Annotated in this window: 27 protein-coding genes and 1 tRNA gene; 1 reads left to right on the top strand and 27 read right to left on the bottom strand. The window is 62.2% G+C overall.

The features are described from left to right. Positions 1 to 33 precede the first annotated feature (33 nt). A tRNA-Lys gene (locus C4E04_RS12005) sits at positions 34 to 108 on the top strand. Between the two features lie 68 nt (positions 109 to 176). Here C4E04_RS12005 and C4E04_RS12000 read toward each other — a convergent pair. From C4E04_RS12000 to C4E04_RS11870, 27 genes are all read right to left on the bottom strand, one after another. Beyond that, complete coding sequence (locus tag C4E04_RS12000) at positions 177 to 1,220, bottom strand: phage late control D family protein (RefSeq protein ID WP_210204569.1); 1,044 nt, start codon at positions 1,218 to 1,220, stop codon at positions 177 to 179. Next, positions 1,211 to 1,423, bottom strand: coding sequence for a tail protein X (locus tag C4E04_RS11995; protein WP_109597719.1), 213 nt, complete (start codon positions 1,421 to 1,423; stop codon positions 1,211 to 1,213). The genes C4E04_RS12000 and C4E04_RS11995 overlap by 10 nt, the downstream gene beginning before the upstream one ends. After that, entirely contained in the window at positions 1,407 to 1,823 is a 417-nt protein-coding gene (locus C4E04_RS11990; protein WP_109597718.1) for a phage tail protein, read from the bottom strand. The genes C4E04_RS11995 and C4E04_RS11990 overlap by 17 nt, the downstream gene beginning before the upstream one ends. Next, positions 1,820 to 4,096, bottom strand: coding sequence for a phage tail tape measure protein (locus tag C4E04_RS11985; protein ID WP_109597717.1), 2,277 nt, complete (start codon positions 4,094 to 4,096; stop codon positions 1,820 to 1,822). The genes C4E04_RS11990 and C4E04_RS11985 overlap by 4 nt, the downstream gene beginning before the upstream one ends. A gap of 140 nt (positions 4,097 to 4,236) precedes the next feature. Continuing rightward, a complete protein-coding gene (locus C4E04_RS11980; RefSeq protein WP_109597716.1) occupies positions 4,237 to 4,521 on the bottom strand; it encodes a phage tail assembly protein in 285 nt (94 codons plus the stop codon). 54 nt (positions 4,522 to 4,575) lie between these two features. Next, positions 4,576 to 5,082: a phage major tail tube protein gene (locus tag C4E04_RS11975; RefSeq protein WP_109597714.1), complete on the bottom strand. Its 507-nt coding sequence runs from the start codon at positions 5,080 to 5,082 to the stop codon at positions 4,576 to 4,578. A gap of 12 nt (positions 5,083 to 5,094) precedes the next feature. Then, the gene (locus tag C4E04_RS11970) at positions 5,095 to 6,528 is read right to left on the bottom strand and encodes a phage tail sheath C-terminal domain-containing protein (protein ID WP_109597713.1); all 1,434 of its coding nucleotides are present in this window, start codon (positions 6,526 to 6,528) and stop codon (positions 5,095 to 5,097) included. 134 nt (positions 6,529 to 6,662) lie between these two features. Continuing rightward, complete coding sequence (locus tag C4E04_RS11965) at positions 6,663 to 6,986, bottom strand: hypothetical protein (RefSeq protein ID WP_109597712.1); 324 nt, start codon at positions 6,984 to 6,986, stop codon at positions 6,663 to 6,665. A 27-nt stretch (positions 6,987 to 7,013) separates the two neighbouring features. Then, a complete protein-coding gene (locus C4E04_RS21190) occupies positions 7,014 to 7,445 on the bottom strand; it encodes a hypothetical protein (RefSeq protein WP_210204568.1) in 432 nt (143 codons plus the stop codon). Between the two features lie 12 nt (positions 7,446 to 7,457). Beyond that, complete coding sequence (locus C4E04_RS21185) at positions 7,458 to 8,666, bottom strand: phage tail protein (protein ID WP_210204567.1); 1,209 nt, start codon at positions 8,664 to 8,666, stop codon at positions 7,458 to 7,460. Positions 8,667 to 8,683: 17 nt separating this feature from the next. Beyond that, complete coding sequence (locus C4E04_RS11950; protein ID WP_162559374.1) at positions 8,684 to 9,304, bottom strand: phage tail protein I; 621 nt, start codon at positions 9,302 to 9,304, stop codon at positions 8,684 to 8,686. Next, positions 9,297 to 10,202, bottom strand: coding sequence for a baseplate J/gp47 family protein (locus C4E04_RS11945; protein WP_109597710.1), 906 nt, complete (start codon positions 10,200 to 10,202; stop codon positions 9,297 to 9,299). Before C4E04_RS11945 ends, C4E04_RS11950 begins: the two co-directional genes overlap by 8 nt. Then, positions 10,202 to 10,549, bottom strand: a complete 348-nt coding sequence (locus C4E04_RS11940; protein WP_371681992.1) for a GPW/gp25 family protein — start codon at positions 10,547 to 10,549, stop codon at positions 10,202 to 10,204. The genes C4E04_RS11945 and C4E04_RS11940 overlap by 1 nt, the downstream gene beginning before the upstream one ends. Before the next feature lie 42 nt (positions 10,550 to 10,591). Then, entirely contained in the window at positions 10,592 to 11,227 is a 636-nt protein-coding gene (locus C4E04_RS11935) for a phage baseplate assembly protein V (RefSeq protein WP_109597709.1), read from the bottom strand. Then, on the bottom strand, positions 11,224 to 11,826 hold the full coding sequence (locus C4E04_RS11930; protein ID WP_109597707.1) for a hypothetical protein: 603 nt from the start codon (positions 11,824 to 11,826) through the stop codon (positions 11,224 to 11,226). The genes C4E04_RS11935 and C4E04_RS11930 overlap by 4 nt, the downstream gene beginning before the upstream one ends. After that, complete coding sequence (locus C4E04_RS11925) at positions 11,802 to 12,344, bottom strand: phage tail protein (protein ID WP_210204566.1); 543 nt, start codon at positions 12,342 to 12,344, stop codon at positions 11,802 to 11,804. Before C4E04_RS11925 ends, C4E04_RS11930 begins: the two co-directional genes overlap by 25 nt. 2 nt (positions 12,345 to 12,346) lie before the next feature. Next, positions 12,347 to 12,688, bottom strand: coding sequence for a hypothetical protein (locus tag C4E04_RS11920; RefSeq protein WP_109597706.1), 342 nt, complete (start codon positions 12,686 to 12,688; stop codon positions 12,347 to 12,349). Beyond that, positions 12,688 to 12,981, bottom strand: a complete 294-nt coding sequence (locus C4E04_RS11915) for a Rho termination factor N-terminal domain-containing protein (RefSeq protein WP_109597705.1) — start codon at positions 12,979 to 12,981, stop codon at positions 12,688 to 12,690. The genes C4E04_RS11920 and C4E04_RS11915 overlap by 1 nt, the downstream gene beginning before the upstream one ends. An 84-nt stretch (positions 12,982 to 13,065) precedes the next feature. Then, a complete protein-coding gene (locus C4E04_RS11910) occupies positions 13,066 to 15,039 on the bottom strand; it encodes a phage major capsid protein (RefSeq protein ID WP_109597704.1) in 1,974 nt (657 codons plus the stop codon). Then, positions 15,036 to 16,631: a phage portal protein gene (locus tag C4E04_RS11905; RefSeq protein WP_109597703.1), complete on the bottom strand. Its 1,596-nt coding sequence runs from the start codon at positions 16,629 to 16,631 to the stop codon at positions 15,036 to 15,038. The genes C4E04_RS11910 and C4E04_RS11905 overlap by 4 nt, the downstream gene beginning before the upstream one ends. After that, complete coding sequence (locus tag C4E04_RS11900) at positions 16,628 to 17,182, bottom strand: hypothetical protein (protein ID WP_109597702.1); 555 nt, start codon at positions 17,180 to 17,182, stop codon at positions 16,628 to 16,630. Before C4E04_RS11900 ends, C4E04_RS11905 begins: the two co-directional genes overlap by 4 nt. 3 nt (positions 17,183 to 17,185) lie before the next feature. Beyond that, positions 17,186 to 19,249, bottom strand: a complete 2,064-nt coding sequence (locus C4E04_RS11895) for a phage terminase large subunit family protein (RefSeq protein WP_109597700.1) — start codon at positions 19,247 to 19,249, stop codon at positions 17,186 to 17,188. Then, on the bottom strand, positions 19,242 to 19,748 hold the full coding sequence (locus C4E04_RS11890; RefSeq protein ID WP_109597699.1) for a terminase small subunit: 507 nt from the start codon (positions 19,746 to 19,748) through the stop codon (positions 19,242 to 19,244). Before C4E04_RS11890 ends, C4E04_RS11895 begins: the two co-directional genes overlap by 8 nt. 138 nt (positions 19,749 to 19,886) lie before the next feature. Beyond that, positions 19,887 to 20,441, bottom strand: a complete 555-nt coding sequence (locus C4E04_RS11885; RefSeq protein ID WP_162559373.1) for a lysis system i-spanin subunit Rz — start codon at positions 20,439 to 20,441, stop codon at positions 19,887 to 19,889. Next, the gene (locus C4E04_RS11880; protein ID WP_109597698.1) at positions 20,438 to 20,941 is read right to left on the bottom strand and encodes a hypothetical protein; all 504 of its coding nucleotides are present in this window, start codon (positions 20,939 to 20,941) and stop codon (positions 20,438 to 20,440) included. The genes C4E04_RS11885 and C4E04_RS11880 overlap by 4 nt, the downstream gene beginning before the upstream one ends. Then, positions 20,941 to 21,339, bottom strand: coding sequence for a hypothetical protein (locus C4E04_RS11875; RefSeq protein ID WP_210204565.1), 399 nt, complete (start codon positions 21,337 to 21,339; stop codon positions 20,941 to 20,943). Before C4E04_RS11875 ends, C4E04_RS11880 begins: the two co-directional genes overlap by 1 nt. 14 nt (positions 21,340 to 21,353) lie before the next feature. Further along, positions 21,354 to 21,656 carry a hypothetical protein gene (locus C4E04_RS11870; RefSeq protein ID WP_109597697.1) on the bottom strand — a complete coding sequence of 101 codons (303 nt, stop codon included), beginning with the start codon at positions 21,654 to 21,656 and terminating at the stop codon, positions 21,354 to 21,356. Positions 21,657 to 22,122: the final 466 nt, after the last annotated feature.

Here is a 22,122-nt window from a genome sequence, read left to right as displayed (position 1 = left end):
AGTTTTTTGAAAGGTAGATTATCAGGCGGTCAAGGGCTGGTAGCTTAGTGGTAAAGCGCCCGACTTTTAATCGGTAGACCCTGGGTTCGAATCCCAGCCAGCCCACCATACCGTTACCAAAAAACGCCGATTTGGTAACGGTATTGGTATCGGTTTGCGAAAATCATAACAGCGAATCACGCTGCCTCACTGGCGCCCGCGCCGTCATCATCCTCCGCGTCGTTCGGCTTCTCGGCTTCCACGTCGCACTGATAGCCGCTGCCTTTAGACAAACTATGCACGGCGCGGGTCACAATCCATTCGCCATCGGCGCCGGCCCTAAACCCGGATGCCACCAGCGGCGATTCTGCGGCCAGCATGGGGTCGCCAGGCATCGTCAGGCTGAATTTGTGTTCGCCCCTGGCGCGCTTATCCAGTTCCGCCTGGGCGGCATCCTTGGCGGCCTTCTCGTCAGGATACCAATGGCGCAGCCGGCGCACAGGCTCACCTTCGCCCACCTTAACTTCGATCCGCTTGGCGCTGCGTTTCTGGTGATAATAGGCAATCACCGTTCCAGGGCTTTCCCGCTTGGCCAGCGTCATGCGCCAGGCGGAAACCTGGCTGGCGTGCACCAGGATGGGCGGCAGTTCTTCGCCGCTGGCGTTCTTCGATTCGCCCCGCTTTGCCATCACCAGCTTGCCGCCGGCCGGCTTGGCTATGGCGTCGTACCTCTTGGCCACGCGCACCAGAAACGAAATATCGCTTTCCTCTGTCTGGTCCAGGTGCGGCAGCGTGATGGATTTCAGGCTTTCGGATACGGCCGGCTCCATGCCGTGTTCGCCGGCGATCTTTGCCACCAGGGCGCCCATCTTCGTGCCCTTTTCCCAGCTACGCGATTTCTGCGTCTGCAGGTCGGTTTTTCCGCCCTTGCTGGTAGAAAACGGCGCGGCCTTGCCGCGTATGGTCATCTGCCCAGGCCAGCCGGACAGTTCCACTTCGTCCACGACAAACAGGCCCATGCGCTGCACCATGTTGTCGTAACCCAGGAACACTTCCAGTTCGGCCCCTGTTGCCGGCATGGCAATGGGTGCCAGCGGGTCGTGATCCGCCAGCGTCACTTCAAACGTGTCCGACTCCATGCCGGCTTCGTCCGTCAGGGTCAGGCTTACGAACCGGTCCAGGATGGCGGCCGTAATGTCGGCGCTGTTCGCCACAAGGCGAAACGCGGGCGTCAGTCCCATAGTTTGATACCCTGCGCCTTTTGCGTGGTGTCGATTTCAGGCAGCAGCACCAGCACGCCAGCAGGCATCACCGGCCCCATATCTGCCAGCCCCTTGTTTGCGTCCAGCAGCTGTTCCACCACCAGGCCGTCCGTGGTGCCGTAGTGCTTCCAGGCGATGAAATCGACGGTATCGCCGTCGCTGGTCCTATATTCCAAAGCCATTGCCATATTTCCGTAGTTGAACCGTGAATTCCTGGCGGCGCGGATGCCCGGCGGCCGCGAATACCGTCTGGCCTTCGCTTACGCGCTCGATCACCCACCGGCCCATGATGGCCCCAAGGCCGGACACCAGCAGCTGCGGGCGGCCCTGTGCGGCCAGGCTTCGCAGCTGGTTCAGTTGCCCAGCGCCGCCCCGGTATGCGGTCAGGATAACGCCTGACAGCGTGATGCTTTCCTGGCCTGGCCCGGTGTACTGCAGCGCGTCGTCCTGGCCGAACCGCTCTTGTGCCGGCCACTTGTATTCAGCATCGCGCCGCAGTTCCTGATATGCGGCCGTGTTGATGCCGAAAGAAAAGTTGCCAAGGCGCATCATGGTGAACCCGGCGATGGTGTATCCGATCATTGCGCGTACGCCCCATCAGTCATCGCGGCGCGTTCGCGCTGCTGTTTGCGCCGCTCGATTTCGTCCGCCAGTTTCTTGGCCAGTTGGTCCTGACTCTGCCCTGGCTGCTGCGTCACTTGGATCGTGGTCTGGCTGTTGTCCTGGTAGCTGTTGCCCGCCCCGCGCGCTGCCGGCGATGGCAGCGCAGGCGCGGCCTGCCCGCCGCCCGCCGCCGGCTTTGCTTCGTCATCACCGAACCCCAGGAAGGACTTGGTGGAATCCCAGGCGGACGAAACCTTGTCGGCGCCTTCGGTGGCGATGGATTTGACGGAAGAAATCACGCTGCCGATGTTGTCGGAAACCCAGCGCAGGCCGTCAATCAGCAGGCCAAGCGGCACCAGCGCCAGGTCGATGCCTTTGGCGATCCATTCGCCCAGGTTCTGCCCCATCTTGCCGGCCGCTTCCAGTTCTGCCTTGCTGTGGTTCACCGGCTCAAACAGCCGGCCAAACCAGTCGATGACGCCGGAAACCGCCGTGCCCACCGCGTCAATGGCCTTGCCGATGAAAGGGAACGATGCGGACCATTCATCAATGCGCGCCTTGACTGGCGCCAGCCCTTCGGTGATCCCAGTCCACAGGCCGCTGAAAAATGATTTGATGCGATCCCATTCGCGCCACACCAGGACGCCGGCGGCCACCAGGCCGGCCACGGCAGCGCCCCAGGGCGTGCGAACCAGCGCGAACCCCACCTGGCGCACCACGCCGCCGATGCCGCCGAACCGCGCGGTGGCCAGCGTCACGCCGGCGCGCAGCTTGGCGATGGCGGACCACGCGGACAAGGCGGCGCCTTTGATGAACGTCAGGCCGTAGCCGAAGGCCAGCGTGCCGATGCGCAGGCCCACCAGGGCGGTGGCGGTGCCCACCAGGGCCTTCATCAGCAGCGGGTTGTCCTTCGCCCATTCAGCGAACTTAGAAACCACTGGCCCCACGGTCTGCATCAGATCGTTCAGCGCCGGCAGCATCACGCTGCCGATGGTCACGCCGATTTCAGTCAGGCGGTTTTTTGATACGGTCCACTGGGCGTTCGTGGTCTGCATGCGCGCCTGAAACTCGCGCGACATGCTGCCCTTGGCTGCCTCGCTGTTGGCCAGTTCCAGTTGCTTGCGCAGTTCGCCGGTGTTGTTCGCCAGCTTGGCCATGGTGTCGGAATGTTCCAGCCCCACCAGTTCCACCATCACGCCCAGCTGCTTGTCCATCGGCAGCTTGGATATGGCATCCATGACTTTCAGCATGGTGCCCATGGCATCCACCTGCATGCCCTTCTGGATCGTTGCCGTGGACAGGCCAATTTCCCGGACGGCAGACTTGAATTTCTTGGTGCCCTTGTCGGCAGCGGCCAGCTTCTGCATCATCGCATTTGTGGCTGTGCTGGCGGTTTCCGTGCGCTCCCCCAGGGTCAGCAGCGTGGACCCCAGCGCAGCAACTTCCGTGCTGGTGATCTTGACGGCCGATGCCACGCCGCCCACGCGCTGCATGTATTCGATGATGTCGCCGCCCTTGCTGATGGCGTTGTCATCCAGGTAGTTGATGCTGTCTGCCAGCGCGCCGATGGCCGGAATGGGGATCTTATACAGGCCGGCAATCTTGCCCATGCTTTCGGCAAGGTCGGCTTCCGGCAGTTCGAACGCCGTGGACATTTCCGCGCTGCGGCGCACGAATTCCAGCACCTGGTCAGACGCCACGCCCATGCGCAGGCCGGCAGTCACCATTTCAGCAATGGCGTTTGTCGAAACAGGCAATTCCCGCCCCAGTTTCTGGATGGCGGCCTGCATGTCGAAATAGGTCTTGGTCAGCTTGCCGCTTGAATCGCGCGCGCCATTCAGCTGCTTGGCTACGCCCAGCATGGCATTTTCGAATTTCACGGCCGCCGCAATCGGCGCCGCCGCAGCCGCCCCGATGGCCACCGCGTCCACCATCTGGCCGCGCAGTTCGGCCCGCTTGGCCAGGTTCGCTTCGCGGGCGCGTTCGGCGCGCGCCAGGCGTTCGGTGGCGGCGCGCATCTTTTCCAGTTGCGCCGTGACGCGGGTGTATTTCTCTCGCAATCCGTCCACGTTCTTGCCCATGCGGCCGAACGTGTCGATGCCTTTGGAAAGCGTTTTTTGTTCTGCGGACAGCTTGCGCACGGCGGCGCCCAGCTGGACCAGATTTTTGTTTGCGCTGGCGAACGCCCCTCGCAGCGTACCGGAAATGGCGCCGCCGATAACGATTGATGCGCTTAGGCGTTTGCTTGCCACATCCGTTTCCTAGTCTGTTTTCTTCGGCAGCCCTTCCAGCCACCACACGAATTCAGCCGCGCTTAACGCCTTGATTTCCGCCAGGGACCATCCTGTGTGCGATGCCAGGGCGATGGCGCCCTGCCGGATATAATCGGGCGTCAGTCGGTAAAAAAACCGAAGGCCACCTGCAGGCGCGCGTAATCGCGCAGCGGCAGTTTGTGCAGGTCATCGGGGACGATCCCACACAGGTTCGCCATCAGCGAAATTTCCTGACTGGACGAATCCGCGCCGGCTTTCTGTGCTGCCAGTTGGTCCATCACCAGCGGTTCGCGCATCGTCAGCACGTTCACTTTCGCGCCGTCGATTTCCAAGGGGCGGGACAGCGTAACGGCCGCCTGGCCTTCGGTCAGCTTGATGTAATCGGGGGTCTGGCGCTTGGCCATGGTTTCACCTGTCGTTTGTCGTGTTGGAATCGGCCGGTCTGCGCCGGCCGTTGCTTACATGCCCAGCGCGCTGCGGATGGCGGACAGGGCGTCCACGCCGTTGATGGTTCGCACCATGTTTTCGGCGTCGATTTCGTGCACCACGCGGTCGCCGTGCTGCATCTTGTAGTAGGTCAGGTTCATCGACACTTTCAGCATCGGGATTTCCCCCGGCTTGCTGGTGCCTTCGTCCAGTTCGGTGATTTTCCCGCGCATGGTCCGAACCACCTGCGTAACCGTGCCGTCGAACGATTCCAGGGCCTCGCGCACCACCAGCGGCACGCTTGCGCCCTCGACAACGCCGAACAGCGCCAGCACGTCGCGGTCGTAGGCTTTCAGGCTGAAATCGCAGTCCATGGCTTCCATGCCCATGGTGACTTTCACCGGCAGGTCCATGCCGCCGGCGCGGAAATCTTCGGTCTGCAGGGTCAGCTTGGGGGCGTTGAATTCTTCCACCTGGCCGGCGTAATTGCGGCCATCCACCCACAGGCTGAAATTTTTGCGAATGTCGCGTGCGGCCATTTTGGGCTGTCCTTATGCGAAGATGTTTTTGATGTAATCGTTCACCAGGTGGCTGCGGAACGTGATGTGTTCGGCAGGATAAACCGGCGTGAAATCGAAGTCGAAGAAGATTTTACCCTGCGCGATCTGGTCGGGCGTGTTCAAGTCGGGATCGGCCCAGCATTCGCCACCCAGGATCGCGCCGATGTTGGTCAGATACCGCAGGTATGCGTTCACGCCCTCCACCACGTCCGTGACGTAATTCTTGGTGATGCCCCTGTCCACTGCCCACAGGTGCGCGGCGGTCAGGCTGTCCGCGATGATGTCGGCGGTGCGGACCACGCACAGGAACGCCCATTTCTGATCGAACGACAGGGTGCGATTGCCCCACAGTCGATAGCCATCCTGGCGAATGATCGTCGCCACGTTCTTTTCGTTCAGCAGATTGGCGCGCGCATTGAAGTCGCCAAGCTTGAAGTCGATGGGACGCGCCGTTCCCTGGATGCCGTTGATGTTCTGATTCGACGGGGACCACCACCATCCGCGTTCCGCGTCGGACTTGGCGATCAGTCCGGCCACGCACGGGCTTGCCCATTCCGTCACCAGGGCTCCGGCGTCGTCGGTTTTCAGCACCTGCGGGTCCACCAGGTACACGCGCTTGCTGCCGAAATCGCCGGCGTAGGCGATGGCGTCCGCGTCGTTCGTGTTCGGGCCATCCGCGATGATGACGGCGCGCAGGGCCTCGGCAATGCCGATCAGTTCGGCCACCACAGCGTTTCCTGCCATGCCGATGGTCGCCACAAACGTGGCCCCGGTGCCCGCGCCGGCTTCGGCCGGCAGCGAGAACGTGGGGGCGACGGTGTAGCCGCTGCCGCTGTTCACGATGGTGCGCTTCGTCACCTTGCCGCCCACGATGGTGGCCGTGGCAATCGCGCCGGTTCCGCCGGTTCCGCCGGATTCGGTCAGCGTGTACGTGCCGTCAGTGTAGCCGCTGCCTTCCACGCCGGTCAGCGTGATAACGCCGCCTTCCACGCGGGTGTGCGTGAACCCCGGCGCCAGCAGGATGCGCGGGGCGAACCCCAGGATGGATTCGGCGGCCTTGAATGCGTGCACGCCCTCGTACTGGCCAGTCAGCGCGTCCACACCGCCCAGGACATTGGCCAGCGTTTCCTGGTCGGTGGCGCCTTCCTCGACGCGCACCACCACGATCACCGCGCCGGCTTGGTCCATGATCGAATCCACGGCGGACGGCAGCGTGCCTTCGCCGGTGCCAAGCGTGTCCAGCTTGGCGGCCTCGCGGCGACTGCCGGCGATCAGCGTGGGCTTGTTCAGCGGGAACGCGGTGGCGTCTGCGCTGGGGGCGGTGCCGACAATGCCGACAATGCTGGCGCGAACGGTCGAAATGGGGCGCGCGCCGGTGTCAATGTCGATGGTTTCAACACCGTGCAGAAATTGGTCAACGGCCATGGCGTTCCTTAGCGGGCGGGCACAAAATTACGAATGCGCCCATTGTCGCCATGGTGGCCGCCTGTTTCCTCTTGTGGGATTTCCGCGCAAAAAAACCGCCCACGAATGGGCGGTAAACAGGCGTTCGGATTGGGTTATTTCCCGATTGCGAACACGAACGCGGCGCGGCTCGTCGTCCCGCCGGTCTGGTTGCTGTAGTTCCAGAATGCGTTAAATCCTGCCAGGCCCTGGTCATTCACGGCCCACACGACAGCGCCAGCCGATGGGTTCGAATTGTCGGTGGCCTGGATATGCAGAACGGCATTCGGGAAAGGCTTTGGCCATGTGTAGCTTTGGTTTTGGCCTTGCCCGAGCGTGTGCGTGATCGGCATCCATTGCAGGATCATCCCGCCAGGCAATTCCTGCCAGCCGCTGCCCGAAAGTGTTTTGTTCGTGATGCTGCGCAGTGCTTCGGCCATACGCCTCCCTGGTAATTGAAACTGAAATTATTTTGCGTTCGCTGCCACGAACAACGCATCCAGGTCGGCGTCCGTGCCGCCAATCTGCGCCCACATGCCCATCAGGAATGCGTTGCCGCGCTCCCATGTTTCGGCCTCGTATTCGATTTGTGCGGCTCGTTTTTCTGTCGGATCAGTGATGGCGTCGATGGCGGATTCCACCGCGTCCAGCAGGCCGGCGTCCAGCAATGCAAGCCGGCCCTGGCGCCGCGTCACGCGCTTCGGAATTGATGGCGGTGCGGGCGGCGGATCGGCAAGGATCGGGCGTCCATTTTCGTCGGGCACGATGCGCTTTCCTGCGGCCTGGCCCGCCATCAGCGCGGCGTGTTCATCGTCCGTGATTTCGACTGCATCGGCGGGGATGTTGCTGCCGTGAATTTCTTTCGAGTAGAAGCCGCCTGTGCTTGCAGAGTAGAACATTTTCTTCCTCTTTTAATAACCGATAGCTTGCCAATAAACTTCGGTGTTGCTTTGTGCATTACCGGTTCCCGTGCTGAAGGTTTGTAACCCTCCAGCGGTAGGCGTAGGCACAGAAGATAACCTAACCGCGACGCCTTGGCCCGGAGCTATGGGGCTTCCGACAAGCGACCGGCAAGCAACAGGGAACGCAACCGGAAATGTGATTGCTAGGTTTCCACTTCCGTTCGTTGTTCCTGTGCCATATTGAATAATCAGTCCGCCCGGCAGCTTCTGATAGCCGCTCGTCACCAAAGACTGATTGCCGCCCTTGAACGCATCCGCCAGTTTCTTCGGGGTCAGCGCGTGCGCGTCATTCAGCAGCGCCTGCGCTTCTGCGGTCGTCGCCAGTTGAACGAAACCGCGCTGCGCCTCGCTGGCGTCCGCGATCACGCTGGTGGGGTCGTTCTGGTACATATGGATGCGCGATCCGCCAGGGTACGAACGTGCCAGCGTGAATTGCGTGGCGCTATTGACGGTGTAGTCGATCGTTTCGATCAGGCGCACGCCTTCGATGTAGACGGCCAGGGCCTGCGTGGTCAGCACGGCCAGGTTCACCACGGTTTGCAGGTCCGCCAGCGTCTGCCGTTCCGGCTTCGCATCCACCAGCACGCTGACGGCTGCGGTAGGGTCAACCCATGCAAACGCTTCGTTCGCGTTGCTGGACTTCGCCAGCACTTGGCCGGTTGTGCCGCCTGCCACCGTGATTTTCTTCACGTATTGATCGGCCACCCACTTCTGGCTGGCCAGGACAATGGCCGGATCAATTTTCAGCGTCACCACGCTTGCGTTCGAAACCTGGATGACGATCCGCACCACCAGGTCGCGGCCGCTGCCCTCGGCCAGTTGAGGCTTGTACGTGGCGGGGAAATTGGCCACCGCGATCAGGTCGCCGTCCGCGTCGAAAATGCCCACCTCGTTGACGGACCAGCCGCCCACGTTGGTGGGGATAATCATTTCCGCCACCATGTAGTTCGGATTGTCAGGGTCCACTGTCAGCTGGTTAATCAGCGCCCGGTATGTCTCGCGCACCAGTGCGGTCTGCGTCTGTGTCGGCGTGGTCGGGTTGCCGTTGCCATCGCCTACGGCCATGTGCGTCCAGGCAACAGTCTGCCCCAGCGCGATGGCGTTGGCTATCTTCGCCTGTCCGATATTGGTCAGCAGTGTGTAATAAGTCGCGGCCACTGTTCGTTCCTTTTGAATTAAACCGGATACACGGCCACGGTGTCGGCCGATTGTTCGCCGGCCGCCCAGTACATGCCGGCGATGCTTTCAATATCTTCCGCCACATAAGGGTAAACCGTGGTTTCCACGCCGGACATCATCCCGGCAGCGAAATATGCTTTGCCTGAAACCTCGCCCTTGATGGTCAGGGACAGCATTTGCGAACGCACGTTTTTGTACGTCCTGATGATGCGTTCCATCTGCTGGTAAATCGTTTCGTTCACGCCCTTGTCCAGCACACCCACTTCCAAGCGGAACGTATACGGGGCGCCATGCGGCGTTTCTTCGAACCATTCGATGATGCGGATGATGTAGCCCAGCGGAGCCACGGCTCGTTTCAGCGCGGCCAGCGTGCCCTTTTTCTTGTGCACGTACAGCGCGCTTTTAATCACGCCGCGTTTTTCCGCTTCGCTCCAGCTTTCCTGCCACTCGTCAACTGAAAACGCCCAGGCCAGCCACGGCAGCAGTTCAGCAGGGCAGGTATCCGGGTTCCACGCCTCTCGCACCAGCACAGGCACGTCGCCAAGCCTGGCGGTGGCCAATTCCAGGGCGCGTTCCTGGTCGGTCGCGCTGGGCGGCAGCAGCGTGGCGCTATTCATCTGTGCCGCCGTTGATGATGGTGGTTCCGGTGCAGTATGACGCCTCATTCCAGGCGATCACGACGCTGGCGGCCGGCTGCGTCAGCGTCACATTCTGCACGCCTTCCTGGTGCAGCGCCGCGTACAGGCCGGACAGCGTAACGTCTCGGCCCATGCGGTGCTGACGGTCCACGTATTCATCCAGCGCAGCCTGCGCCGCTGCGATCGCCACCAGTGGGTCCGGCCCATCGTAAAATGTCAGGGTCGCTTCCACGGCATACGGCACGATGGTGGCGGCCAGCACCTGAACCTGGTCGGTCAGCGGGCGCACGTCCTGGGCAGACAGCGTGGTCGATACGGCGGCCAGCAAATCGGCCGGCGCGGTTCCGTCGCCTTCGCGCGACAGGACGGCCACCTGGACCACGCCGGGGGTTTCAGGCGGCCCGTAAACGCCCACGTCCAGCACTCGCGGATCGGCGCCCAGGGCATGGAAAATGTACGCGCCTTCCGGCCCTGCAGTGCTGAACCCTTCGAACGACAGTTGCACGCGCCGGCGCAGGCTGGCGTCATCTTCATATACGGCCGGCGTGGGCGGGATCGTGTCAGGGTTCGCTGGCGCGATCAGCTGGCGCGTCACGTCATAGTTTGCGGCGATGTTGTCCAGGTCCGTGCCGGTAGCATACGCCAGCGTCACGGCCTTAATGGCTTCGTTCACGCGCTGGCGCAGCAGCAGTTCGCGGTACGCCGCCACTTCCAGAATCTTGTGCGCGGGGTCAGATTCCACCATGGCGGAAAACGACGGATCGCGGGCCTGCAGGTCCGCCAGCATGTCGGCCAGGATGACTTCGAAGTCCAGCGTTTCCACCGCATCGGGGAAAGGCAGCCTGGACAGGTCAACAGCGGTAAATGCGCCGGCCATTATTGCACCACGATGCCGTCAATGGTGATTTCTTGGCCGTCCGGCAGGTAGTTGCCGAACAGGTCCAGTTCCACCAGGCCGGGCTGTGCGCCGGCAATCATCACCTGCGTAACCTGGAAACGCGGTTCCCAGCGCGCGATGGCCTCGGCAGTTGCCGCGTAAATGTCCACGATGGTTTCCCGGTTTGTCGGCGCGTCCACCAGTTCAAACAGGCGGCTGCCGTAGTCGCGGCGCATCACACGGCTGCCGATTGGCGTCGTTAGTATGTCCTGGATGGACTGGCGCAGGTGCGCGATTCCGTCCAGGCTTTTACCGGTGGTGGCGTTTATCCCGTTCATGCGCAGCATTGTGCGGCCTGGGCGCGGCCGCTTCCTCTTGTGGGATTTCCGTCAATTCGGGGCGCCTGTGCTGCTGCCGCCAGACTGGACGCCGCTGTGCGTGTGCGTGCTGCCCACTTCCTTGCCGTTGTGCGTCAGCGTCGGCCCGTTTATCGCCACTGGCCCGGTGATATTCACACTGCCGCCGCCGCCGCCCATAGTCAGACTTTTTGCCACAGTCAGGTTTCCGGTGCAGGTGGTTTCCGGCGTGTCGATGGTAACGGATTCGGACGCCTGCACGGTCGCGGTTTTGCATATAACCGTCACGGTTCCGCTGCTGGCCGAAACGTCGATTTTCATGGCGTGCGCAGCGCGGTCATACTCCACCACGGTGCCGTCCGCGTACACGGTGCGATGCGTGTCTGCGCTGTCGGCCGGTTCCGGGTGCGCGTCCTGAAACAGACAGCCGATAATCACCGCATTACCCAGTTCTCCGCTGGGGGCGGCCACCACCACCTGTTCGCCCACCTCCGGGCACCAGTACGTGCGATCACCGCCGGCGCGCGCCGTCGCCCACGGTATCCAGTCAGTATCAGGCCCGTCCATGTCAACCTGCGCCAGGCCCTTTGCAGGGTCCACTGCCTTGATACGGCCGATACTGATGACGTTGCCCAGCCGGCGGTCTGTGTCAGTCCCTGCGTAACTCATGCGCCGCCCCCGCTTGCCGCCGCGTCAGGGGCTGCGTTCAGGTATTGGTCGGTGTTTCCCGCGCCGATATCAGGCTTGAAACTGTACAGCGGCGTCTGCGGCGTCACGCCTTCGTCTTTCCAGATACTGGTGCCCAGGTGCAGCGGCTGCAGCCATTCCACGCGCCAGACTTCGTACCGGTCCAGTTCCGGGTTGAAATTGTCAGGCACGATGCTGGTCACTTCGGCCGGCCCTGTCGGTATCGTTTTTCCGGCAATCGTCGGATGCGGCCACCGCTTCAGGCGCAGGAACACGGCCAGCGCGGCGGCCAGCTTACGGATTTCCAGCTTTGCGCGGGGCGTGCGAAACCCGATCACCAGGCGCGCTTCGAACCGCGCGTTTACCGCCAGTTGTTCGGTGCCTGGGTCCACGTCCGGCGTGGGTTCCATTTCAGACAATTCCAGCAGGCACGCGGGCATCTGGTCCACGGTCGGCGGCTTGCGTTCTTCTTCCTCGCGGTAGAACTCCACCAGTTTCAGCGCAGGGAATTGCGCCCGTATGGCGGATTCGATGCCGGCGTGCAATTCGCCAAGGTCTATTTCTGTGTTCGCGTTCGCCATTGCAATTCATGCTCAAAGGTTTTCTGGAATTGCGTCTCAAACGCAACGTCACCGATCACCTTATCTTCCAGATAGGTGTTCGCCTTGTCCTCGATATCCAGGCGCTGCTTGTCCAGCGGCAGCCGCGCCGCGCCGCGCCGCTTGAAAACCTGGCGCGATCCATTTCGCCCTGTGCGGATGAATGCTCCGTCAACCTTGTGTTTTCCGGCGACCACGCCCTGCTTCGTCTGGCGCGCGCCCAGGTAGATCAGCGCGATAGGGTCCAGGCCATACCATACGGTGATGCTGGACCCGTCAGCCGTGCGCTTCATCCGAAACGATTTCAGGCGACGACGGATGATTTTCTGTTGCACCTGCAGTTCGGACGACAGCCCTTTCACCGATCTGGAGCGCATCCAGGCCGCCATTTTTCCCAGCGTCGAATTCAGGGCCTTGGCCACCTGCGCTTCGGTCGCCTGCAGGTCCAGGATGGCGCTCTGGATTCCTTGGGCCTCCAGGTCCAGTTCGATGATCCCCACCGCTAAGGCTCCATGCGCAAGATGGCCATGCCGGCGCCGTCGCTTTGCGGGTCCGTCATGATGCTGTAAACCGGCCCGACAGGCTGGCGCGTGATGGCATCCAGGCGCTGCCAGTAATCGCCGCGCCCCACGCCGTCCACGTCAGCTTCCTTGCAGGTGAACCGTGGTGCGCTGGTGTCGGCTTCGTATTCCCCCAGGTCCGCGTTCAGGTACGGGTCATCGAAGATCCCCCATACCGTGCGCGTGCCGGCGCCCTGCAGGGTGATAACGGCCGGGACTGCGAAGCCGCCGGCCGTTTCGTCCTGCAGAAAATCGTCCAGGTTTTCCCAGGACGGCGCCGACATTATTCAGCCCCGCCGGCCGCTTCGATGGCTTCCACCAGTTGCGCCTTCGTCATGTCGGCGGCGTCCTGGATGCCCAGTTGTTCTGCAACCTCCAGCAGCTGGGCCTTGTTCAGCTTGCCCAGGTCCACCTGGCCGCCATCGCCATCATCGGCCGGCGCGCTCACCAATTCGGCTTTGCCGCGCCGCAGGAAATCCTTGGCGACGGCCTCGTCCAGCATCACGCGGGTGCCGGCGCGAACCACGCCGCCTTCGATCACCATGGCGCGGGTCAGTTTCAGTTCGTAGGTTTTCATGCTTGGAAATCTCCGGTGGCTGTAAAACAGGCCGCCGGTTTATGGGCGGCCTGTTAGGGTGCTGCTATCCGTTCCAGCCTTCCATTACGGGACCACGCTGGCGCTGGCGTAGCAGAACGATTCCAGGCGGCGCAGGGCGAAATCCACGTCCTGGAACACCACGATGCGGGTGCCGCCGGACTTGGACAGGCTGTACGGGTCCACCGTCAGGTCCAGCCCGCCCCACAGGCCCACGATCAGGTCCGCGAAGTTGCCGAAGAACGCATCGCCGTTCGCCAGTTGGTTCGTGACTTCGGCGCGGTAGCCGTTCAGGGTGTTGCCGGGTTCCCACACCGGGGCGCCGTTCGTGCCGGTGAACTTCTGCGTGGTTTTCAGCGCGCCGCGCATGATGGCGTTGACCACATAGGCCATGCTGTCCACGTCCGCGTTATCGGCGGCGATTTCAGATTCCATCTGCACCACTTCGGCGTAGGTGGGCGAGGCGCCAGCCAGGTCCACCGCGTTGATGCCGGTGTAGTTCTTGATGCCGCGCGGCTCGTTGCCGGCGCCGCTGCCGTAGTACCCGGCCAGGTCGATGGCCTGCGATACGGCGGCGATCAGGTCACGGCGCACGATGCCTTCGGCGTCCGGCGTCGATTGCATCAGCAGCCGGCGGGTGATGTCGGTGTAGGCCGCCACGGTCTTGGGCGTCATGGCGATCTGGCCGATAACCGGCGTGCCCTCGATCGCGTCGGCGCCTTCGCCCACCCAGTACGCGGTCGCGCCGCCGGTTTGCTTGGGCACTTCGATATTGCCCACCAGGCCGCCCATCGTCTGCGCCAGGCGCATGATGGTGGTGCGCTTGCGCAGCATTTCGATGAACGAACCAGCCAGCAGTTCGGTGGCCACCACGTTTGCGCCGCTGGTCGCGCCGGTCGGAGTGTTCGCGGCGCCGCCAGCGTTGAACGCGCGATCCAGCACGTCCTGCGGAATCAGAATGCCTTGGGCTTCCTTGCCGTATTGCTTTTCGGCGGCGCGGCTGCATTCGAATTCGAACGCGGCGGCGTCCCGGTCGGCCTGGCTGGCGTTCGGCAGCAGGGCGCGCACGGCGCGAAACACGCTGAAATTCCGCACCTCGCGGTCGGACATGCCCAGGCTCGCGCTGGGCGCGTCCTTGATCGGCTTGGCGCTGCGCTCGTTCATCTTGTCCAGCAGCGCGCGCTGGAATTCTTCGGGCGATTTGCCGTTGCCGATGAATTCCATGGCCAGGTCGCGCTGGTCGTATTGCGTGCCCAGTTCCGTGATGGACCGCACGCGATTGCGTTCGGCATCGGCGCCGCGCTGAACGTGCGAACGTTCGCCGTCACCGGCACGCTCGATAACTTCGATGATTTCCTGGATGGCGCCGGCGTCGTCCACCTTGGCGCGAACCAGATTGCCTTGCGCATCGCGCATGATTTTTTCGTGCATATTCCTGCCTTTAGGGGTCGGGTTATTCGCCGGTTCAGAATTACGAATGGTGCCATTGTCCGCCGCGCTGGCGGGCATTTCCTCTTGTGGGATTTCCGCAGCGCGCCCCACGCCCACGGTGGCGTCGGCGGGCACGCTCACCATGGAAATTTCGTAAGGCTCCCAGTCCGTCACCAGGTACACGTCCGCGTCGTCTTTCGACTCTTTCAACTTGATGCCGTGCACCTGGTAGCCCACGGAAACCTTGGTGATGATGCCGTCCGCAATGTCCTGCAGCATTTCTTCGCCATCTTCGGACTTCGAAAACCTAACCACGGCCCGGCCCTTGCGGTCCTTGTCTATGCGGGCGGATTCCACCACGCCGCGCTGGTCGTTCCAGTTGTGGTTCCACAGCACGGCGGCGCCATCGTTCAGGCGGTCAAGGCGTACCGCGCCAGGCGAATGGTCCAGCACTTCAATGCCGAACCAGCGGCGGTATTCTTCCTCGCTGGAAAACGACAGTTCGACTGTGCGCGCGTTCAAGTCCACACCCACCACGCTGGCTTCGCGTTGCATCAGGCCGCGTTCGCGGATTTCTTTCAGCCGCTTGGCCAGTTCCTTTTCGTTCATTCCGGTGCCTTTTTGGTGTCGGGTTGATTGTCGGCGGGCTTCTCGCCTGCCTTCGTCGGCAGACGGCCCGGTGCCATGGCCAGCATCACCATTTCCGTGGCGGCGGCTTCGGGGATACCTTCGGCCACGTATGCGTCGATCATGGCGCGCACGTCGCGCGCCGATTCCTGCCACACGGTTTGCGGGTCGCGGCCGGATTCGCGGATGATCTGCCCAGGCGATGCCAGCAAATTGTTTTTCGATTCCACGGCCGCCTTCACGTCCGCCGTGGGGTCGATCCACTGCCAGCGCCGTCCCTGCCACGAAATTTGCTTGCAGGCGTCCAGCTTGCTGGCCGGAACCGGTTTGTTCGCCACCAGTATCCGATTGGACAGCAGCGCGCGCGGCAGCCACTCGTCGTAAATTTCTTGCATCAGCGTTTCAATCAGCCACTGCTGCAGGTCTTTGTAGTGGTCGCGCTCGTCCAGCGTGCCCTGGCGGATGCTGGAAAAATTCACGCCTTCCAGGTCCCCGGCCACGTTGTTGTACGCCACGCCCCAGCCGGCGGCAGCGCCGCGCAGCATGGCCTTGTTGAACACCGCGAATTCGCCGCTGGGGTACTGCGGGTTCCATTCCGCGATTTTCGCGCCCTGTGGCAACTCATGGAACGACAGCGGCTCCGCGTCGATTTCCACGCCTTCGTCGTCCTCGCATTCGGGGCCGAACCCGTCCGCGTATTCGATGAACCCCATTTTGCTGGCGGACGCGCGCGCGTTCTGCACGGCGGCGTTTTCGAAGCCTGCCAGGTGGTGCAGGCGAAACAGCGAAGTGCTGGACCATGGCAGGCCACGGCGCTGCCCCACCATTTCTTCCAGGAAGCCATGGATTATTTCGTCGGCTGGAATCCTGATATACCCGCGCCCGCTCACATGGTAATACTGGCTGTCGCTTTCGTCGTCCGATCCGAAATGGTACGCGACGGCGCGGCCGTAGCGGTTGAACTCGATTCCGTGGCGGATGAATCCGCCGTTTTTCAGCCTGGACACGTCGTAATCGGGCGGCAGGCGCTGCGGGTCGATCAGTTGCAGGGCGAAACCCCACGGCCCAGCATCGGCTCCGTACACCTTGCGGATGATGAATTCACCGTCCCGCGCCGTGGTGTTCATCACCAGGCGCTGGATTTTCCACAGGCTGCGCTTCCCGGTCACGTCGCAATTCTTGCCCTTGCTCCATTCTTCCCAGGCGGCTTCGATGGCGTCGTTCAGCGGCTTGTCCAGCTTTCCGCCGCGCGTTTTTTGCGCCTGGGCCTGCAGGATGATGCCCTGCGGACCCACCACGTTCTGGCGCACCAGGCGCACGAAGTTGCGCACGTAATCGTTATTCGCCCACTGGTGCCGGGAACGCGCCACCAGGACGCGCTGCTGGCGAGAAATGAATTCGTCCGGCGTCGTGGGCGTCGTTTCCCACTTGTCGGTACGCATGACGTTGGCCGCCTTGAACATGCGCGCAGCAGCACGGCGCACGGACAGCAGGGTGCGCGTGCGCGTCTGTTCTGCAGGCGCCAGCGGCGCCGGTGCGGGTTCTGCTGTGCGTCCGAAATTCCAGAATTTCATGCGGTGAACCTCACGGCAATTTGCCGGCCGAATGTCGAACGGCCTGACTTGATGCCGTTTTCCCGCTTCACCTGCGCCGCATAGAACGCGCGCAGTTTCAGCAGGTCAGAAATCGACGTGCGGTACAGTTCGCGGTTGTTGATGCGGTATCGTTCCTGGTCGATGGTCGCGCGCTTTGCCAGCACGGCTTCGATGGCGTCCAGCGCGATCTGCGCTTGGCTGCGGCCGTCATATCCGGCGCCTGCGGCCACCAGGTCAGGCAGGACGCGGATGGTTCCAGTTTCCAGTTCCACCGTGTCGGTGCCGTTCGTCGCGCGCAGGGAATACCAGTAGTCGCCAGCGGCCCATTCGGCCGTGGCGGCTGCGGCGGCCGCGAACGTGTGCGCGGTGCCGTCAGGGGTTGAATTCAGGTTGATGGGATTCGGCCCGCGCAGGTACAGCGCCAGCGCCCAGTCAGGGGCCGGATATTCTGGCGCGGACACGCTGGCCGAAAAATTCAGGCCGGCGGTTGCCGTTGCCGGCAGATATCGGTTCGTTGTCGGGCAGGCCATTTATCACCACGTTGTCGCCCAGCTTCCCTTTCGTCGTTTAAGGGTGCGACTGGGCTTCGTTATGGTGCTAGTTTCGCCGCCTGGTGCCTGTTGTTCCTCTTGTGGGATTTCCGTTGCCTTGCGCGCACGGACGGACTTGATGGCGGCCAGCGCAGCAGCCACGGCCGGATCAATCTTCCTGGGTGGTGCATTGTCGTTTGCGGGCGCCACTGCAGCCCTTCGCGCCGGAATCTTCACTCCCAGGCGCTGCGCAATGCGTTTAAACGATGGCTGGATGATTTTCAGGGCGGCCAGTGCATACACCCGGCAGTCCAGGGCCTCGTTCCTCGCGCGGTCCGGTTTGGTCCACTCGCGCACAGGCTGGCCCTTCACGTACCGCAGAACCATTTTTTCGGCTGTCAGCTGCTGGTAATATTCCGCGTCACGGCCGGCCGGGAATTCGCAGTACCCTGGTGAATCAGGCACCACGTTGGCCAGGCGGCGCATGACCACCAGCTTGGCTTCGTCAGTTCCCACCAGGAACAAATCCACCTTGCGGGCATTCTTGCCGGACTGTTTGCGCTGCGGCTTTTCCACGATCCCGCGCCCCCAGCCTGGCACGCCCTTGATGGCGAACAGACGCCGGCCTGTTTTCCCTCGCGCGTATTCATAGGCGCGCTGCGTGTATCCGCTGGTGCCGCCGGTATCCAGGCACGCGGCCGATATCGGCAGTTGCGCGCCGGATTCGTGCGTGAACGTTTCGGCCAGCACGTCGTCCAGTTCATCCCACACATCGCCCTGCAGCGGGTCGCCCCACAGCACGCGATAATCCACGGACCAGCTGCGTTCAGCCTCGCCCCAGGCCACCACTTCCAGTTCCAGGCGGTCCATCTGCATGTCGATTCCGGCCGTCAGGAACAAGCCACCCATGGGCACCTGTTCCGGGTATTCGATAGCCCGCGCCTGCAGGCTGTCCGGGTCTGCCTTTTCGCCGGTTTCTTCGTAGGGTTCGCCCAGGCTCACGTTCACGAACGATTGCATGTCGCCCAGGGCGATCTTGTCCAGATAGGACTGGACAATCTCGCGCATGCGCCTGAACGTCGAAAGCATTTCAGGGGCGTGGAACGATATGTGGCCACGAAAAGGCTTCGATGCCTTCCAGCCATGGCCCTGGCGCTCCGCGCTTCTAATGGCGGCCAGGCGTTCGCCGTCATTCCAGACGACACCGCAGGACTCGCACACATAGCCGGCTGTCTCCGGCTTGTGTTCGCCATCCAGGTCCAGTTCAAAGTCTTTGATGCCGGAGGACTTTCGGCCGGACCATGTGACGTTTTCCCAGCGAAGCGGCTGTGCTTCATGGCAGTGTGGGCACGGTACCATGTACCGCCGCTGGTCGCCCTCAAGAAACGCGGTATGGATTCTGCTGGCCCCCAGCACGGTGGGCGTGGACGACTCCGTGCGCAGCGCCTGGTCGCCAAACGTTGCGGCGCGCTGCGCCAGCAGTTCGCCTGGATCGCCTTCCGGCGTGGCCTCCATACCGTCGATTTCGTCCGCCTGGACAATCGGGGCGGAACGGCCGCGCAGGGTCTTTGGGCTTCCGGCCCAGCTGAACATCAGCCAGCCGCCAATGTACGAAATGATGCGGCTGTTATTGACGCCTTCGCGCCCCCGCTGCTTTGCCATCTTGTCAGAAATGGCCGGGTTCGCGTCCAGCATCGGACGCAGCTTGGTTTCCAGGAACGCCTGCACGTCGCCCTGGGTCGGCTGCACGAATATCTGGCTGCGCGGTTCGTGCGCGATGAAATAGCCGGTGGCGCACTGCTGGACGGTGGTTTTTCCCAGCTGGGCACCAGTCATATAGGACACGCGGCGCACGCCTGGTTCCTTGATGGCGTCCAGCATGCCGCGCTGGTATGGCGCGTTTTCAAACGATATTGGGCCGGGTATCGCGTTGCCTACAGGGATGCGGACGTTCTGTTCAGCCCACACCGATGGCAGCATGTCAGGCGGCGGCACCAGGTTTGCCATGGCGCGTCGCGTGGCAGCAGCCACGGCTTCCAGGTTGCTGAACGTGTCCGCGCTATTCATCGTCGGCTTCTTCGTCGTCGGCCATCACCAGGTCGGCCGTGGCCGATTCCTGTAGGGCCAGCGCCAGTTCCGCCCGCAGCTTCGTTTTGAATTGCGTTTCGTCGGTTTCTCCCAGCAGCTGAACCACCACGCGCTGCGGCACGTTCATGATATTGGCGCGGATCTGCGCGAACGCGGCCGCCTGGGCGCGCTCAAACTCGCGCACCGGCGCCACGTCTCCGCGCGCCTTGGCCAGTTCCAGTTCGGCCTTCGTGGTTTCGGCCTGCAGCTTGCGTCGTTTCAATTCGGCTTCGTCTGCCTGCGTGTCGCCGGTCGCTTCTGCCACAGCCTTGTCGCGCAGCCAGGCGGCCACGTCTGCCGTGTCGAACGCCCACTGCCGGCCACGGCCGCCGCGTGTCACGACAGGCACGCCATTGCGCACCCATCCGTCCACTGTCGGCAGCGCCACACCGAACACTTCCGCCAGGCCAGAACGGGTAACGGTCTGCCCTTTTGCCATCTTTCACGCCTGTTCAGTAATCATAAGTTGCATTTTCGCAACACATGCAGATATCAAACTTCGCGGTGCCGTTGCCCCCGCCCGGGTGCCGCCCAGGGAAGGACCCAAAATGTTGTATTGATGCAACACATTGCACCATCATGGTGCATCCTTTGCACCATCTTGGTGCATTCCGCACACCTTGCGGTCCGACTCGATGATGGCCTGCGCTGCCTGTAGCTGACGCGCTACTGCGTCGGCATGGTCTGCGAATCGAACAAGAAATTCCGCATCCGCTTTCCGAAGTCCGCCTGCACAGGCTGCATTACGCTGGCCGGTGCCGGTGGCAATGTCGGACACACCAGCAAGGGCGCACTGGGCGCTGGCAAGGTCGCCGCGCAGCCGGACACGATCAGCGCGTAAATCATCAATGGTGCGATCAGTAATAGCTTGCGCATCACGCTGCCCCTGTAGGTATGCTGTTTCGATGTCTGCCTGGGCCTGCTGTGCGGCCAGTTCCTTGCCCCGCGCGTCGGCTTGGGCCTGGGCCAGTGCGGTGGCGTTTGCCGTGCTGATATCAGCCAGCCTGCGTTCGTACCTATCGGTCGTGGTGTTGACGCCATGCCGATACGCGCCAAACAGCACGGCCACCACGGCCACCACAGCCACCAGGTAAGGCAGGATGCGGCGCAGGATGGGCCAGGCCGCAATCATGCCGCGTCGTCCTGCTGGTAGCGCATCACCGCGAACATCGCGGTGTCGTACAGTTTGCCCCACGTCTGCGGGTGCGGCTTGCCTGGCCGCCAATTTCGCAGGTAGCAATCCCATGCTGATTGCGCGTCACCGATCTTCGGCAGCGGCCTTGGATCGGTCCACAGCAGCAAGCGCGCCATGCCGGCAGCCAGCACCTGGTCATGCTCCATTGCGCCGAACACGGACGATTCATTCAAGGCAATTCCGCGCTGGTAGCAAAGGCCAAGCGCGTGCTCTTTGGTCGCCTTGCTTTTGATGACGCCACGAACGCCGCCTGCGCGCTCAAACTGCCACCAGGAATGCGCCGGGCCGCCGATTTGATGGGTATGTTCAAACCTCGATTCCTGCAGCCCGATGGCCAGCAGCATCACCATGGATTTCCCGGATGTCATCTTTTCCGGCAGCAGGTCCAGCGCGGGGGCGATGGTGTTTTTCAGGATCGCATGCAGGTCAGCCGCCATTACTCGCCCCTTGCCAGCTTGCGGGCATCGCTGACGATTTCCGCAATGTCAGCGCTTTCGTGCTTGTTTATGTAGTTGAAAGACCAGCGGACGATGGCCCATGCCGGCAGGCCGCAGGCGAACACCAGGCCAAGCATGGCCACCAGGCCAAACGGGCTTGCGGCCCATTCCTGCAGTTCGTAATACTGGACCACAAACGCGCCGCCGCTGATTGATCCCATCACGGTGGAAATGATCCCCACAGTCCATTCGGCCTGCGTGCGCGGGCGCAAAACGCACATCACCACGATTGTCGCCAGGCCGGCCCCGATGGCGCCGATCCCAGCCAGGCCGCCAATGAGTTTCCACGCCGCAATTCCTGCGGCGCTGCTGGTGGATGTGGGTTCCATTGTGTTCATGCCTTGAGGTCCGTTTAGATTTGCCGATTATTGTCGTTCGCGGGCCGGGATTCCTCTTGTGGGATTTCCCGCCGCACCGTCCGCACATGCCGGTCCGTTACGCCAAACCATTCGGCCACCAGCTTGGGCGGTATTCCGCCTGCAACAATCTTCGAAATCGCCTTGTCCCGGAACGGACGGTAAATTTCCGCGCAATTCGCGGGCTGCAGGATTTCGCCACCGAAATGCCGGCACAGGCGTTCGGCATCATTCCATCCCAGGATGTCCACCAGGGCATGATCGGGTGTCAGCCGGCGCAGGGCGGGAACGTACAGCATGGGCCGCCAAGACTTATGCCCCTCGCTGCCCGCAAAGCATCGCGGCAGCTTCCCGATCAAGTATAACGCCCGCTCACGGCCTATAACGTCCGCTATTTCCTGCACGCTTCTAGGTAATCGCATGTAATCGCCCCTGGCGTGTCAATAGGGGGAATTGTACAACATGCTGGATACTGTGTGAATCCACAAACCCAAGCGTTTCTGCGATGGATGTCCGCAAGTGCGCCGCAGGGGTGTACCCCAAAAAGGGTGCACCCGGCATATTTTGCTATTTCATCTTATTTATCAATAACTTGCCGCTGGGTGTAGGGGTGCCCCCTTTTTCATTTTGCAGTTAGGGGATACGTGTTTGTAACTGGTATATGCGCCCCCCTGTTACTCTTCTCTTTTAACTACATACATACATACACCTACATACACCCTACACCTAAAGGGCACCTATCACCTTATGGATCAATGACTTACG

Source organism: Microvirga sp. 17 mud 1-3, from assembly GCF_003151255.1.
In the GTDB taxonomy this organism is placed as follows: Bacteria; Pseudomonadota; Alphaproteobacteria; order Rhizobiales; family Beijerinckiaceae; genus Microvirga.
The sequence above is the reverse complement of the archived record's forward strand: the minus strand, read 5'-3'. Positions and strand labels throughout refer to the sequence as shown.

What these genes read in the sequence shown, in the direction of transcription:
- C4E04_RS11970 (WP_109597713.1), bottom strand. Translation starts at nt 6,528, where the DNA reads ATGGCCGTTGACCAATTTCTGCACGGTGTTGAAACCATCGACATTGAC.
- C4E04_RS11875 (WP_210204565.1), bottom strand. Translation starts at nt 21,339, where the DNA reads ATGAACACAATGGAACCCACATCCACCAGCAGCGCCGCAGGAATTGCG.
- C4E04_RS11965 (WP_109597712.1), bottom strand. Translation starts at nt 6,986, where the DNA reads ATGGCCGAAGCACTGCGCAGCATCACGAACAAAACACTTTCGGGCAGC.
- C4E04_RS11880 (WP_109597698.1), bottom strand. Translation starts at nt 20,941, where the DNA reads ATGGCGGCTGACCTGCATGCGATCCTGAAAAACACCATCGCCCCCGCG.
- C4E04_RS11990 (WP_109597718.1), bottom strand. Translation starts at nt 1,823, where the DNA reads ATGATCGGATACACCATCGCCGGGTTCACCATGATGCGCCTTGGCAAC.
- C4E04_RS11870 (WP_109597697.1), bottom strand. Translation starts at nt 21,656, where the DNA reads ATGCTGTACGTTCCCGCCCTGCGCCGGCTGACACCCGATCATGCCCTG.
- C4E04_RS11980 (WP_109597716.1), bottom strand. Translation starts at nt 4,521, where the DNA reads ATGGCCAAGCGCCAGACCCCCGATTACATCAAGCTGACCGAAGGCCAG.
- C4E04_RS21190 (WP_210204568.1), bottom strand. Translation starts at nt 7,445, where the DNA reads ATGTTCTACTCTGCAAGCACAGGCGGCTTCTACTCGAAAGAAATTCAC.
- C4E04_RS11885 (WP_162559373.1), bottom strand. Translation starts at nt 20,441, where the DNA reads ATGATTGCGGCCTGGCCCATCCTGCGCCGCATCCTGCCTTACCTGGTG.
- C4E04_RS11890 (WP_109597699.1), bottom strand. Translation starts at nt 19,748, where the DNA reads ATGGCAAAAGGGCAGACCGTTACCCGTTCTGGCCTGGCGGAAGTGTTC.
- C4E04_RS11940 (WP_371681992.1), bottom strand. Translation starts at nt 10,549, where the DNA reads ATGCTGCGCATGAACGGGATAAACGCCACCACCGGTAAAAGCCTGGAC.
- C4E04_RS11995 (WP_109597719.1), bottom strand. Translation starts at nt 1,423, where the DNA reads ATGGCTTTGGAATATAGGACCAGCGACGGCGATACCGTCGATTTCATC.
- C4E04_RS11915 (WP_109597705.1), bottom strand. Translation starts at nt 12,981, where the DNA reads ATGAAAACCTACGAACTGAAACTGACCCGCGCCATGGTGATCGAAGGC.
- C4E04_RS11950 (WP_162559374.1), bottom strand. Translation starts at nt 9,304, where the DNA reads ATGAATAGCGCCACGCTGCTGCCGCCCAGCGCGACCGACCAGGAACGC.
- C4E04_RS11910 (WP_109597704.1), bottom strand. Translation starts at nt 15,039, where the DNA reads ATGAACGAAAAGGAACTGGCCAAGCGGCTGAAAGAAATCCGCGAACGC.
- C4E04_RS11945 (WP_109597710.1), bottom strand. Translation starts at nt 10,202, where the DNA reads ATGGCCGGCGCATTTACCGCTGTTGACCTGTCCAGGCTGCCTTTCCCC.
- C4E04_RS11975 (WP_109597714.1), bottom strand. Translation starts at nt 5,082, where the DNA reads ATGGCCGCACGCGACATTCGCAAAAATTTCAGCCTGTGGGTGGATGGC.
- C4E04_RS12000 (WP_210204569.1), bottom strand. Translation starts at nt 1,220, where the DNA reads ATGGGACTGACGCCCGCGTTTCGCCTTGTGGCGAACAGCGCCGACATT.
- C4E04_RS11895 (WP_109597700.1), bottom strand. Translation starts at nt 19,249, where the DNA reads ATGAATAGCGCGGACACGTTCAGCAACCTGGAAGCCGTGGCTGCTGCC.
- C4E04_RS11930 (WP_109597707.1), bottom strand. Translation starts at nt 11,826, where the DNA reads ATGGCGAACGCGAACACAGAAATAGACCTTGGCGAATTGCACGCCGGC.
- C4E04_RS11905 (WP_109597703.1), bottom strand. Translation starts at nt 16,631, where the DNA reads ATGAAATTCTGGAATTTCGGACGCACAGCAGAACCCGCACCGGCGCCG.
- C4E04_RS11920 (WP_109597706.1), bottom strand. Translation starts at nt 12,688, where the DNA reads ATGTCGGCGCCGTCCTGGGAAAACCTGGACGATTTTCTGCAGGACGAA.
- C4E04_RS11900 (WP_109597702.1), bottom strand. Translation starts at nt 17,182, where the DNA reads ATGGCCTGCCCGACAACGAACCGATATCTGCCGGCAACGGCAACCGCC.
- C4E04_RS11935 (WP_109597709.1), bottom strand. Translation starts at nt 11,227, where the DNA reads ATGAGTTACGCAGGGACTGACACAGACCGCCGGCTGGGCAACGTCATC.